Raw genomic sequence first — 13,802 nt, forward strand, 5'->3', positions numbered from 1 at the left:
TCGAATTGGTGGAAATCCTTAGGAAAATCTGGGTTTGGCGCTCCCCTAGGCCCCACCATCCGCGATTGGCCCCGCTGGGCCTGCTCCAGAACTTTATTTTTCATATTGACTTTAATTCTCCGTATAATATATATAGTACGCGGGTTAGAGTTCTTCCGAGGGCTCCCCTCCGCGTCTGGTCCGGGGGGCTTATAATAGCCTTTATTTAAGGTGTGCCGAACGAAGCAAAAAGGGATTTATTAAACAATGATGATGACGATGTCAAGACATTGGCTGGTGGGTGGGCTGGCGGTTGCGGTTCTGGGCGGCTCAGTGGTGAGCGCTTCGGCGCAAGATCCGTCAACACCTGCTGCGGCGGGTTCTCATGCCGCGGCGGTGAATCGTTACTGCGTCTCCTGCCACAACGAAAAATTGAAGACCGGCGATCTGGTCCTCAATAATGTGGATGCCGAGAATCCCGCCGCCGCGCCGGAAATTTGGGAGAAGGTGGTGCGTAAGCTGCGCGCGCGTTCCATGCCGCCGTCTCCGCTGCCCAAGCCCGATGACGCCACTTACACCACGCTGGCCGATTTTCTGGAAGAGAAGCTCGACGTCGCCGCTGCCGCGAAGCCCGATCCGGGCCGCACCGCCGCCGCGCACCGCATGAATCGCACCGAATACTCAAACGCGATCAGAGATCTACTGGCGCTGGACATTGACGCCGCCGCGATGCTGCCCTCGGACGACTCGGGCGGCTTCGATAATCTCGGCGCGCTGCTCTCCGTTTCTCCCGGCTTGATGGAGCGTTATCTTTCCGCCGCGGGCAAGATCAGCCGCCTCGCCGTGGGCGATCCTTCCATGAAGGCCGACGTGGCCACTTACGCGGTCTCGCCTTTCCTGGTCCAGGGCGAGCGCATGAGCGAAGACCTGCCGTTCGGCTCGCGCGGCGGGCTGGCGGTGAAGCACATCTTCCCGCTCGATGGCGAGTACAAGGTCAAAGTTCGTTTGCAACGCACCGATGGCTCGGGCTATGTGATCGGGTTGGCCGAGCCGCACGCGCTGGATGTTCGCGTGGACAACACCCGCGTGAAGCTGCTCACCATTGGCGGCGAGAGCGTGGGATTGTCCGAGGGCGCTGGCGCGGCGGATTCCGTGCCGCCGGATTACAACCAGTCCATGTGGGAACGCAATGCCGACGACAAACTGGAAATCAATTTCCAGGCCAAAGCGGGCACGCACTTGGTGCAGATTGCCTTTCTCGGTGAGCGCTGGGTGCCCGAGGGGACTTTCCCGGAGCGCAACTACGAATCTTTGAAGGAGTCGCTGGTCAATGGCAATGAGCGTGCCGCCGCGGAGCCGACGGTGAGCAATATCGCCATCAGCGGACCGTTCAAGTCGAATGGCTCGGGCGTCACTCCGAGCCGCACGAAAATTTTCACCTGCACTCCCGCGAACGCTCAGGAGGAAGCTCCCTGCGCCCGCAAAATTATTTCCTCACTGGCGCGGTTGGCATATCGCCGCCCGGTTGCCGACGCGGACGTGAACCCGCTGCTCACCCTTTATCAAGCCGGCCGCACCGGATCGACATTCGAGTACGGCATTCAGACCGCTCTCGAAGGTCTGCTGGTCAGCACGGATTTTATCTTCCGCATCCAGGGTGATCCGGCGGGCGCCGCTCCCGGCAGCGTGTATCAACTGAGCGATCTTGATCTGGCTTCGCGCCTGGCGTTTTTTCTGTGGTCCAGCATCCCGGATGACGAACTGCTCACCGTCGCGGAGCAGGGCAAGCTGAAAGACCCTGCTGTTTTGGAGGCGCAGGTGCGCCGCATGATGGCGGACAAGAAGTCCAGCGCGCTGGTCGATAATTTCGCCGGCCAGTGGTTGCTGCTGCGCAACGTGAAGACGCGCACCCCGAGCCGCGATGAGTTTCCGGATTTCGATGAAACACTACGCAATGATTTTGAGCAGGAGACCAACCTGTTCCTGCGGAGCATCCTGCGCGAAGACCGCTCGGTGCTGGATATCGTCAGCGCCGACTACTCTTTCCTGAATGACCGGCTGGCCCGCCACTACGGAATTCAAGGCGTCTACGGCAACCAGTTCCGCCGCGTTACGCTTACCGACCCGAACCGCCGCGGACTGCTCGGCCAGGGCAGCATCCTCATGGTTACTTCCTACGCCAATCGGACTTCAGTTGTGATGCGCGGCAAATGGGTGCTTGAAAATATTCTGGGCGCGCCTCCTCCTCCTCCTCCGCCCAATGTTCCTTCGCTCAAGGAAAAAGGCGAAGGCGCCAAGGGCACCATGCGTCAGCAGATGGAAGAGCACCGCAAGAATCCGGCCTGCATGGGCTGCCATTCGCGCATGGACCCCATCGGTTTTGCGCTGGAGAATTTTGATGCCGTCGGCAAGTACCGCAACATTGACGATGGCCTGCCGATTGATCCTTCCGGTGTCATGCCGGATGGCTCCAAGTTTGACGGCATCGCCGGTCTGCGCCAGTCCATGCTGGCGCGCCCGGAGTTGATCGCCCATTCGGTCACGGAAAAACTTCTGATGTATTCGCTGGGCCGTGCGCTGGAGCATTACGACGCTCCGTCGCTGCGGAAGATTTTGGATGCGTCGGCCAAGGATAACTACCGCTGGTCGTCGCTGGTAATCGGTATCGTGAAAAGCACGCCATTTCAGATGAGGAGGGCACGAACGTCATGATGATCTTCAAGAAGGCTATTCCGCGCCGCGCATTTCTGAGCGGGGTGGGTGCCGCAATCGCACTGCCGTTTTTGGACTCGATGGTTCCGGCGTTCGCGGGAGCCCTCGACACCGCGGCGACGCCGGCGTTACGCATTGGGTTTACCTATTTGCCGAACGGAATTATCCGTGACCAGTGGCTGCCGGCCACCGAGGGCACGGGCTTTGAATCGACGCCCATCCTGTCGCAGTGGGACAAGGTCCGCGATCAGACTTTGATCCTCAGCGGACTCGACGGCGGCAAGGAGTTCGTCGGCGGACACGTGCGCGGCTCGGCCATGTGGCTGACCGGCGCGGAGCCGAAGAAGTCCATCAACGACGTCTATTGCGGCGTCTCGGTCGATCAGATGATCGCGCGCGAGTTTGGCAAATCGACCCAGCTCGACTCGCTCGAGTTGTGCATCGAGGATGCCGCCGAGATCGCCGGTCAGTCCCAGGGCGGCTACAACGCAGCCTACACCAACACCATTTCCTGGCGCACGCCCACGCAGCCGCTGCCTATGGAGCACAAGCCCCGCGCGGTCTTCGAGCGCCTGTTCGGCGACGGCGAATCGACCGACGTGGCTTCGCGCCTGGCGCGCATCCGCAAGAACAAGAGCATTCTTGATTTCGTCGCCAATGACGTCAGCCGCCAGATGGACCGCCTCGGCGAAGGCGATCGCGCCAAGTTGAGCGAGTTCCTCGATTCCATCCGCGACGTGGAAACCCGTGTGCAGAAGGCCGAGCAGAACGCGACCAAGGAACTTCCGACGGTGGATCGACCCGTGGGCATCCCCGGCTACGAGGAGCACGTCAAGCTGATGCTGGATCTGCTGCTGCTCGCTTACCAGACTGACACCACGCGCGTCAGTACTTTCATGCTGGCCCGTGAGTATAGCGAACTGGTCTACACCCAGATCGGCGCCACCGAGCCGCATCACCCGCTCACCCATCATCGCGGAATTCCCTCGCGCATCGAGCAGGCCGGCAAGATCAACGCCTATCACGCCAAGCTTTATGGCCACTTCCTGGAGCGCATGAAGTCCACCGTGGACGGTGATGGCTCGCTGCTCGATCACTCGATCATGATTTATGGAGCGGGCATGGGCGACGGCGACATTCACAATCAGTGGAACATGCCCATCGCCGTGTTCGGCGGCGGCGCGGGCCGCATCAAGAAGAGCGGCATGCACATCAAGTATCCCAAGGGCACGCCGTACTCGAACTTCCACGCCATGCTGCTGAACCTGGTGGGCATGCCCACGGAGAAGTTCGGCATCAGCACCGCCAAGCTGGACCTCGGCCCTGCGGTCTAGGTACGAATTGTAACGTTCCCGTCAGCCCACCAATGCCTGTCATCTCAGGTCTTGGTGGGCTTCGCGGTACGCGGATTTATCAGAGCCGCGACCGCCAGGGAGCGTGGCCCTGGTGTACCACGCAACTGCGATTGAACGAGCGATGAAGGAGCTTTAGCCATGAACAGGATATTCAGCCCCAGAAATCTGATGGGAATTCTATTCGCGGTGATGACTGCGTCCGCGGCCTTGCAGGCGGCCGATCCAGACCGCCGTATCGTGGATGCCGCGAAAGGTCAGGACAAAGCCGCGCTGCGCACGCTCATTCAGCAGAAGGCGGATGTGAATGTTCCTCAGGCCGACGGCGCGACCGCGCTGCACTGGGCGGCTCACTGGAATGATCTGGAGATGGCTGATCAGTTGATCGCCGCCGGCGCCAAGCCCAATGCGGCGAACGACTACGGGGTCACGCCCCTGAAGCTGGCGCTCGATGATCGCGCCACGGCCATGGCGCAACGGCTGCTGAAGGCCGGCGCCGACGCCAACGCGACCACATGGACGGGCGAGACCATGCTGATGTCCGCGACCGCCTCGGGCAATGTCGATGCCGTGAAGGCGCTGCTCGCTGCCGGCGCGCGCGCGGATTCGAGCGAACCCCGCCGTGGCCAGACCTCTCTGATGTGGGCCATCGCCAACGAGTGGCCAAACGTGTCCAAGGTTCTGATCGACGCGGGCGCGAACGTCAACGCCAAGACTCACATGCGCAAGGAAGCCGGATTTACACCGATGACGGTGAACGGATACAGTGCGGTCATCAGTGCCACGCCGCTCGGCAGCTACACGCCGCTGCTGTTCGCGGCGCGCGCCGGCGATTTAGAGACCACCAAGCTGCTGTTGGCCAAGGGCGCGGAGATCAACTGGGCCTCTCCGGAAGACGGCACCGCTCTGCTGATTGCCAGCGCGGGTGGCTACGAAGAGTTGGCGGTTTATCTGCTGGATCGTGGAGCCGATCCCAACATGATGGACGGCAGCGGCATCGCTCCGCTGCACTATGCGCTGCGCGACGGCATCAAAGTCCTGCATGGCATGCCCATCACCAACGCCAAGCGTGTCTGCCAGGGCGGAGCCGGCGGTCGCTGCGTTTCACTGGAGGCGGCCGCGGCCGCCCCGAACTCGGCGCAGCTCTCCGATAATCAAAGCTCGACCTCGAACATCTATGAGCGCAACAAGCGTGATCGTGACGCCATCCTGACCGGCTCGAACATGGGCAATCTGATGCGCTCGCTGCTGGCACATGGAGCCGATCCGAACATTCAGTTGAAGACACCTCCTTCCCGCCTGCGCCTGCGCCGCAAGCCCACGGTGAACCTCACCGGAGCAACGCCGTTTCTGCTGGCCGCCGCCGCCGGCGATATCGTGGCAATGCGCACGCTGGTGGAAGGCAAAGCGAAGCCCGCCATCGGCACCGTGATTGATGCCAAGGAGTTCAACAAACCGGGCTTCGGCGATGACAATCAAATTCAAGGCAACGCCACTCCGCTGATGGTTGCGGTCGGCATCGGCCGTCAGGACGATCTTGGCAAGGAAGAGGAAGTCAAGGCGCTGGAAGCCGCCAAGATTCTGCTGGGGCTGGGAGCGGACGTGAACGCCATTACCGAGACCGGCTGGACCGCTATCCATGCCGCGTCGTTCCTGGGTTCCAATAACCTGATCGAATTTTTGGTCGAGAAGGGCGCCAACATCAACGCCAAAACCGGCTGCGGCCAGACCGCCCTTACTCTCGCCGAAGCCACCATGGCGCGCGGCCTGCTGCAGCGCGTGACGCCGCACACGGCGACGGCACAGTTGCTGCGCAAGCTGGGCGCGACTGATAGCTCGTCCACCAAGCCCGCTGGTCGTTGCGTGGAAGGCCGTTTCGGTTTGGACTACGCCACGGTCAACTCCAGCGAGACCAAGGAGCGCACCGAGATCATCGATAAGGTGAGCAAGGAACAGAACAAGGAACAGAAGTAGCTCGTAGCATGATGCAATGCGCAGTGGCCGTCAGTCTGCGGGCTGGCGGCCTTTGTGTTTGTATTTGTGTTTGTATTTGGGGCACCGCCAGTGTGCTATGCGGCACATCGCCTGTCTTCGGCTGTCTTTTCGGGCTGTCTTTTCCTTGCAGCGGGAATCGCGGTGGCGTATATTGGCGTAGATTCACCAATGGCAGTTCCAGCGAAAGGCATTCGCAATGTTCGGCTATGTTTGCACAGTTTGTGGAGTGATCGAGGATGAATGTAAGTGTCCGCGCTTCTGTATCCTTTGCAAGTCGGACATGAATGTTCGCCTGTGCGAGGACGGCTGCTTCTACTGCGGAGATTGCCGGGAAGTCTGCGGTTACTCGGTGGAAGAAAAGTATCGCGTCTAGCGAACGATCCCATCAAGCGGGCTGGAGGCCGTGGCGTAGAGCTTGCGCGGCATGCGACCCGCGAGATAGGCGAGCCGGCCCGCCTCCACGCCGTGGCGCATGGCCAGGGCCATCTTCTCCGGGTCCTGGGCCAGCGCGATTCCCGTATTCATCAGAACCGCTTCCGCGCCCAATTCCATGGCCAGCGCGGCATCGGAGGCGGTGCCCACGCCCGCATCCAGAATGAGCGGCACCGTGGTGATTCTTTCCCGTAAAATTCGGAAGTTGGCGATGTTCTGAATGCCCATTCCCGAGCCGATGGGCGCGCCCAGCGGCATGACCGCGGCGGCTCCGGCGTCTACCAGCCGGCGGGCGGAGATGAGGTCGTCATTGGTGTAGGGCAGTACGACGAAACCTTCCTTGGCCAGGATGCGGGTGGCCTCCACCAACTGAAAATTGTCGGGGAAGAGCGTCGCTTCGTCGCCGATCACTTCCAGCTTCACCCAGTTCGATAGCCCCACTTCGCGCGCCAGCCGCGCCGTGCGCACGGCTTCGTCTGCGGTGTAGCACCCGGCGGTGTTGGGCAGGATGAAATACTTTTTGGTGTCGATGTAATCCAGCAGCGACTCCTGCGAGCGGTCGCTGATGTTCACGCGGCGCACGGCTACCGTAACCATGTCCGAGCCGGAGGCCTCCAGGCATCGCGCCATCTCCTGGAAAGTTTGATACTTTCCCGTGCCGATCAGCAGGCGCGAGCGGAACTCGCGGCCAGCGATGGTCAAAGTGTCTGAGGATGCTGCGGTAGTTTGAGCGGTGGTGGCCATAAAGAAATTCTAGGCCGTGGATGCTGGAAATGCAATGCGCGCACGGCGCGGCTATTTGCCGAAGAGGCGCTTGATGTCCGGCAGGAATTCGCGGAAGACATTCGTTCCCGTATAGATGCCGATGGAGATGCCCGCGGAACGGGCCCCGTCCTGCCAGGCGTCATCGGGATCCGGGTACCATGTCCTCGAGATGAATCCGGAGCCCAGCGCCGCGGCCAACCGTCCCCGGGAGGCGCGCGCCGGCCATTGGGTGTCTTGATCAGAAACGAGTGAAGCAGCGAGTCCGCGAGACGCGGCTGGACTCCTGTCCGTTCCGAAGGCGTGTAGCGTGAGTCTTCGTGCAATACCGCTTCCACGCCCAACTGCAGCGTGTTGCCGATCGCAATGCGTGCCATGCGGGATACCAATCGCTGGCCGTACCCACTGCCGCCCTGTCGCCAGCCTTCCGGTTTATCGCGTGCCTGATCCAGCCCGGCCAGCGCCGCCGCGTTGAATAGCGACTCGATTCCCACCGTGCGTTCCAGATAATCATCCATCCGTTCGGCGGGAGTGAATGAGTATTCATAGCGAGCCGGTGCTGCGGGTGGTGCTGCTTCCTGCGCGCGGGCCTGCATGGGGCTTGCCCATGACAGCGGCAGGAGAAGCATCCAGGAACTGAGAAACGTGTTGCGGAAAATTGGTTTCATGGTTGGCCTAGGTTGAGAAAGTTATACTTTACCAAACAACGCCTTCCTTGTATTCGCCGAAGACATTGCGCAATCCCGAAGAAATTTCTCCGACGGTGGCGTGGGCCTCGACGGCGGCAAGGATGGCGGGCATCAGATTGTCCGCCGTGCGAGCCGTTTGCTCCACGGCCTGAATCGCCTCGGCGGCGCGCTGCGCATTGCGACGGGCGCGCATTTCCCTGAGCCGGGCGATCTGGTTGTCCTCGATCCTCGGGTCAATCTGGAACACGGGAAGGGCTGCTTTGTTGTCAGATTGAAAGCAGTTGACACCCACAACTTGCTGCTCGCCGGAGTCCAAATTGCGTTGCTGGCGGAAGGCGGACTGCTGAATCTTTCGCTGCACAAAACCGCTTTCAATGGCGCGCAGCATGCCTCCCATCTCTGCAATTTGCTGGAGCAGTTCGCTGGCCCGCAACGCGATTTCGTTGGTCAGTGATTCGATGAAGTAGGAGCCGGCCAGCGGGTCCACGGCGCTGATGACGTTGCTCTCGGCGGCGATTACCTGCTGCGTGCGCAACGCGAGACGGGCCGCGGATTCGGTGGGCAGTCCGAGCGCCTCGTCCTGCGCATTGGTGTGCAGCGACTGCGTGCCGCCGAGCACCGCCGCAAGCGCTTGCAGGGTGGTCCGCACCACATTCATTTCGGGCTGCTGCGCGGTCAGCGTGGAGCCTGCAGTCTGGGTATGAAAACGCAACATCTGCGAACGTGGGTTGGCGGAGCCAAACTGGTCGCGCACGATATGTGCCCAGAGCCGCCGCGCGGCGCGGAACTTGGCGATTTCCTCGAAGAAATCGTTGTGGCAGTTGAAGAAAAATGAGACGCGCGGCGCGATGGAGTCAATATCCAGGCCGGCCGTGCGCGCCGCGTCCAGATATGCGATGGCGTTGGCCAGCGTGAAAGCCAATTCCTCGACGGCGGTGGAACCTGCCTCGCGGATGTGATAGCCGCTGACCGAAATTACGTTCCAGGCCGGGACTTCCCGAGCGGCCCATGCGAACAGGTCCGTGGTCAGGCGCAGAGAGGGAGCGGGTGGATAAATGTGCGTGCCACGGGCGATGTACTCTTTCAGGATGTCATTCTGCACGGTTCCCGTCAGGCGGTGCGGGTCCCTGCCTTGCTTGCGGGCCACGGCCACATAGAGCGCCAGCAGGATGCCAGCCGTGGAGTTGATGGTCATCGAAGTGGAGATGGTGTCGAGCGGAATCCCGTCGAACAGCGTCTCCATGTCCGGCAGTCCGCAGATGGCGACACCGACGCGCCCAACTTCACCGACGGCGAGCGGATGATCGGAGTCGAGTCCCATCTGCGTGGGGAGATCGAAGGCGACGGAGAGCGCGGACTGGCCCTGACTGAGCAGGTATCGGTAGCGCCGGTTCGATTCCGCCGCCGTGCCGAAGCCGGCGTATTGCCGCTGCGTCCAGACGCGACCGCGATACATGTCGGGGTAGATGCCGCGCGTAAACGGGAACGCGCCGGGTTCACCCAATTGAGCGCGCGCATCGAAATCGCGAAGATCATTCTGAGTGTAAGCGGACTTCACGGGAATCTGCGAGGCGGTTTGAAACGGCGCTGGCTTCTTTGTGGGTGGGTTGGACATCGCTGGGTATTTGGGCTAGGACGTTGGGCTTGTTTATTGTATCCGCCGGGACTTAAAAAATGAATAGAGACCGAAGAGTGCCATGGCCGCCGTGAAGACTCCGGCGGCCACGAGCTTCCACAGTCCACCGCCGGGCTGGTAGGCGCGCCACTCCTTTAGCAGGGAGAATGCGCCCAGCACGGCGAAGCAAATGAAAATGAAGCCGGTGACTTCCAGCCAGAGTCGATGCAGAATTCTGAGGCTCTGGCGCAGCCAATTCCAAAAGAAACCGCCCGATGGTGCGCTCATGCTAGGTTCATATTCCACAAAATAAAATTGCCAACTACCGTATCCTGTATCTTCATCGAGTTGCGAATCAGCCCGCCGTATTCATGGTAAGCCAATATCACGATATTGCCAACCGTGGCGATGAGTCGTGGCGAGTGTCCCGCGGGCGGGGCAACATGTGGGTGTTGACCAATTTGAGGATGGTCCCGGAAAGAGGATGCTGGAGGCCGGAATCGCGGTATATTTGTAGCGGACCGTCATTGGGAATCAGATTGCAATTTCATGGCCGTGTAGATTGAGCATGCTGGATTTTATCAAGAACATCTTTAAGGGCAAACCGGGAGAGGCGAAAGCCCCAGCGCCCAGGCGAGAGGAGCAGCGTCCCGCGGGGGCCGCGCCCGCCAATAAGCCTTCCAGAATTCTTGTCGAAACCGAAGAGCCCGTTTTCCGCATTGGCCAGACAGTGCGAGCTCCGGGCCTCGGCGATTTTACGGTTCATGATATAAAAGGCGGCAAGGGCAAGAGCGGCATGGGCGTGGTGTACATCGTTCTGGATGTCAGCTCCATGACGCCCTACGCCGTGAAGACGTTTCAAAAGTGGGTGCTGGGCACGCCGGACCTGATCCAGCGATTCCTGCGCGAAGCGGAGACCTGGATTCGCCTGGAGCAGCATCACAACATTGTCAGAGCTTATTACGTAACCACCATCAACGATCAACCGCACATCTTCCTTGAGTACGTTGCGGGATCCGACCTGCGCAAGAAAATTTCAGCGGGGCCGATGCCGATCCGCGATATTTTGCGTTACTCGATACAGTTTTGCCGCGGCATGGCCCACGCCGCGAAGAAGGTTCCGGGGCTGGTGCATCGCGATGTCAAACCGGAAAACTGTATGTTCACTCCGGACGATATTCTCAAGGTAACGGACTTCGGTCTGGTGAAAGTGCTGGCGCAGGCGGACATTTTGCCTGCGGTGGGCGCAACAGGCGCGGAAGAAATCGGCGATGAATTGGCATCCCAGGTTTTCCGCACGCGCGTCGGGGAGATGGGCGTGGGAACCATGCCCTACATGGCCCCGGAGCAGTTCACCGACTTCGCCAATGTCACCGTAACCGCGGATGTCTACTCCTTCGGCGTCATGCTCTACGAAATGCTCACTGGCAAACGGCCCTTCAAGGCGCGCAAGCCGGAGGATTTTTACTATCAGCATTTGAAGGTTACGCCTCTTGATCCACTTACCATGCGCAATGATGTGGGAGTAGAGCTATCCATTATCACCATGCGTTGCATGGCCAAGAAGTCCGATCAACGCTACCAAAACTTTGATGCCCTGGAAAAAGATCTCGCCGCGCTTCTGAAAAAGCAGTTTAAGGAATCGCTGCCACTGGCCGCCAAGGAAGAGCTGGACGCGTGGGAAATCGTCAATAAAGGCGCCGCGCTGAGCAATCTGGATCGTGACAAAGAAGCGCTAGAATATTTCGATAAGGCCTTGAAGTTGCTGCCGACATTTGACGCCGCCTGGCTCAATAAGGGCGTGGTGCTGGCAAAAAGGAAAAAGTACGACGAGGCCATCGCGTGCTATGCCAAGGCCGTCGAATACAATCCCAACTCGGCTGACGCCTGGTATAACACCGGCTATGCCAACCAGCACAAAGGGGAACTCGAGACATCACTGGAAGCCTATGACCGCGCCATCACCTTGAATCCGCTGTTTGAAGCGGCCTGGCTCAACAAGGGCGTGATCCTGCGGCGGCTGAAGCGCGAGCAGGAAGCCCTCGATAGTTACGATCGCGTGATTGCCATCAATGCTGGATCGGCCGTGGCATGGTACAACAAGGGCTTCGCCTTGAGCCAGCTAGGCCGTGTGCGCGAGGCGCTGGAGTGCTATGAGAAAGCGCTGGCAATCAATCCGCAATTCCTGGAGGTCTGGTTGAATCGTGGCGTCGCATTGCGGAAATCGAATCGTCTGATCGAGGCCCTCGTTTGCTATGACAAGGCCCTTGCCATCCACGGTCGCCATCCCGAAGCGTGGTACAACAAAGGCCTGGTTCTGCTGAAACTGGGAAAGAAGCGGGAATCGCAGGAAGCATTTCAGAAAGCCGCCGCGCTGGACCCCAAGATCGCTGAACAACTCAAGCAGCAGGGCCTGTACAGCTAGTAGTTTGCTCCTCAAATTTCACTGCTAAGATTGCTCAGTGCCTGGCCGGAAATCTTATACGCATCCCATTCTGTATTGTGCTCCGCTCCCAAAGCGGTATAGAAATTGATCGCTCGCCTGTTCCAACTGAGCACGGACAACGCCATGCCAGTACATCCGCGGGACACGGCAATTCCGGCCAAGTACTTCATTAGGATTTCACCGTACCCGTTTCCGCGATGGGCTTCACGGACCAGAATGTCTTCGATGTACAAGCCGGGCGCGGCGGCGAATGTGGAGAAGGTGTGATAATAAACCGCATACGCCACGGGCTCGTCTCCCAGCCATTCGATCACCGCCTCGGCAAAAGGCGTCGGGCCGAATAGGGCCGCGCGTATTCTTTCCGGCGTTGCGGTTACGCGATGAGCCATCCTCTCGAAATCTGCCAACTCGCCGATAAGGGATAGCAGGATGGGGATTTCACCCGGGTCCAGCGGGCGAACCAGGACTGGTTCACGGGGAGTCGTATTGCCGGACTGTTCTGCCATATATCATCTCCATAAAAGTTTTTCAAAAAGCGGTCAGATCGGTAAGGAGGCGCGAGCGCAATCTTGCTTTCGTCCTTGGGGACGGTTAGTATGAATTTTCCTGCGCGCCCGTAGCTCAGTTGGATAGAGCGACTGACTTCGAATCAGTAGGTCGGGTGTTCGACTCACCCCGGGCGCACCATTTTCTCCTATGCCACAGCCTGACTTTCGTCCAGGACACCCTGATACTTAAACGATACTTAAACGATACTCAAACGACGCTCGCGCCTGACTCAAGCCACACCGTAAGGATATCAAGCAATGAGCCCTCTTCCCGAATCCAGCGACCTCAAACGGCCTGAAAAAAACAACGCTCCGGAGTGGAAGCTCACGCGCGTGGGCCTGGACGCACTGAGCATCCGGCAGGACTTCCTCGAGAATCTTTTCTTCATTCAGGGCAGCTTTCCCGGCATGGCCACCAAAAACGATTACTATCAGGCGCTGGCCATCACCGTTCGTGACCGCCTGTTGCAGCGCTGGACCGAGACCGTGCAGACCTATTTGCGCGACAAGGTGCGCACGGTGAGCTATCTCTCGGCGGAGTATCTCCCCGGGCCGCGCTTGGCGGCATCCATGCTGAATCTGGGCATGGCCGAGGAGACGCGCGCCGCGCTGGCTCCGCTCGGCCTCAATCTGGATGAGCTGATCGAGGAAGAAGACGAGCCGGGACTCGGTAACGGTGGGCTGGGTCGCCTCGCCGCCTGCTTTCTTGATTCGCTGGCGACCCTCAAAATACCCGCGGTCGGCTACGGCATTCGCTACGAGTTCGGCATCTTCGATCAACTGATCAAAGACGGCTGGCAGTTGGAGACGGCCGACACCTGGCTACGCTACGGCAACCCTTGGGAGATTCGCCGGCCGCATATTGCTTACGAAGTCTCGCTGGGTGGCCGTACCGAGCACCATCAAGATGATCACGGACGCAACTCTGTGCGCTGGGCAGCTCACGAGGTGATTCGCGGCGTGGCCTATGACACGCCCGTGATGGGCTACGGTGTGAACAACTCGAACCTCCTGCGATTGTGGAGCGCAGAAACTCCCGAGTCGTTTGACTTCAATGCCTTCAACGCGGGCGACTACGTGGGCGCCGTGCTACGCAGCATCCGCGCGGGAACCGTCAGCAAGGTTCTCTATCCCAGTGATGATTCCGATACGGGGAAGCGCCTGCGGCTCATCCAGCAGCACTTCTTTGTCTCCTGCTCGCTGCAGGATATGATCCGGCTGTATCTGCAAGCGGGGCGTCCGCTGGATCGCTTTCACGAGCGTTTCGCCATT

9 protein-coding genes and 1 tRNA gene are annotated in these 13,802 nt (G+C 59.9%); 6 read left to right on the forward strand and 4 right to left on the reverse strand.

The annotated features are described in order from the left end of the window. Positions 1-258: 258 nt before the first annotated feature. From EXQ56_08785 to EXQ56_08795, 3 genes are all read left to right on the forward strand, one after another. Positions 259-2,691, forward strand: a complete 2,433-nt coding sequence (locus tag EXQ56_08785; protein ID MSO20545.1) for a DUF1592 domain-containing protein — start codon at positions 259-261, stop codon at positions 2,689-2,691. Next, entirely contained in the window at positions 2,688-4,025 is a 1,338-nt protein-coding gene (locus EXQ56_08790) for a DUF1552 domain-containing protein (protein ID MSO20546.1), read from the forward strand. The genes EXQ56_08785 and EXQ56_08790 overlap by 4 nt, the downstream gene beginning before the upstream one ends. 159 nt (positions 4,026-4,184) lie before the next feature. Continuing rightward, the gene (locus EXQ56_08795; protein ID MSO20547.1) at positions 4,185-6,017 is read left to right on the forward strand and encodes a hypothetical protein; all 1,833 of its coding nucleotides are present in this window, start codon (positions 4,185-4,187) and stop codon (positions 6,015-6,017) included. A gap of 390 nt (positions 6,018-6,407) precedes the next feature. Here the strand turns inward: EXQ56_08795 and EXQ56_08800 are convergent, their stop codons facing one another. The 3 genes from EXQ56_08800 to EXQ56_08810 form a co-directional block, all read right to left on the reverse strand. After that, entirely contained in the window at positions 6,408-7,214 is an 807-nt protein-coding gene (locus EXQ56_08800) for a thiazole synthase (protein MSO20548.1), read from the reverse strand. A gap of 714 nt (positions 7,215-7,928) precedes the next feature. Beyond that, positions 7,929-9,536 carry a methylmalonyl-CoA mutase gene (locus EXQ56_08805; GenBank protein MSO20549.1) on the reverse strand — a complete coding sequence of 536 codons (1,608 nt, stop codon included), beginning with the start codon at positions 9,534-9,536 and terminating at the stop codon, positions 7,929-7,931. Between the two features lie 33 nt (positions 9,537-9,569). Then, positions 9,570-9,824, reverse strand: a complete 255-nt coding sequence (locus tag EXQ56_08810; protein ID MSO20550.1) for a hypothetical protein — start codon at positions 9,822-9,824, stop codon at positions 9,570-9,572. A 280-nt stretch (positions 9,825-10,104) separates the two neighbouring features. Between EXQ56_08810 and EXQ56_08815 the strand changes: the two genes are divergently transcribed. Next, the gene (locus tag EXQ56_08815; protein MSO20551.1) at positions 10,105-11,961 is read left to right on the forward strand and encodes a tetratricopeptide repeat protein; all 1,857 of its coding nucleotides are present in this window, start codon (positions 10,105-10,107) and stop codon (positions 11,959-11,961) included. Between the two features lie 11 nt (positions 11,962-11,972). Here EXQ56_08815 and EXQ56_08820 read toward each other — a convergent pair whose 3' ends face one another. Beyond that, positions 11,973-12,488, reverse strand: a complete 516-nt coding sequence (locus EXQ56_08820; protein ID MSO20552.1) for a GNAT family N-acetyltransferase — start codon at positions 12,486-12,488, stop codon at positions 11,973-11,975. A 104-nt stretch (positions 12,489-12,592) separates the two neighbouring features. On the opposite strand from EXQ56_08820, the gene EXQ56_08825 reads away from it, so the two are divergent. Both EXQ56_08825 and EXQ56_08830 read left to right on the forward strand, forming a co-directional pair. Then, a tRNA-Arg gene (locus EXQ56_08825) sits at positions 12,593-12,669 on the forward strand. 119 nt (positions 12,670-12,788) lie between these two features. Continuing rightward, positions 12,789-13,802, forward strand: a 1,014-nt coding sequence (locus EXQ56_08830; GenBank protein MSO20553.1) for a glycogen phosphorylase, incomplete at its 3' end; no start/stop codon positions are given.

The sequence above is a fragment of the Acidobacteriota bacterium genome, from assembly GCA_009691245.1.
Classification (GTDB): Bacteria; Acidobacteriota; Terriglobia; order 2-12-FULL-54-10; family 2-12-FULL-54-10; genus SHUM01.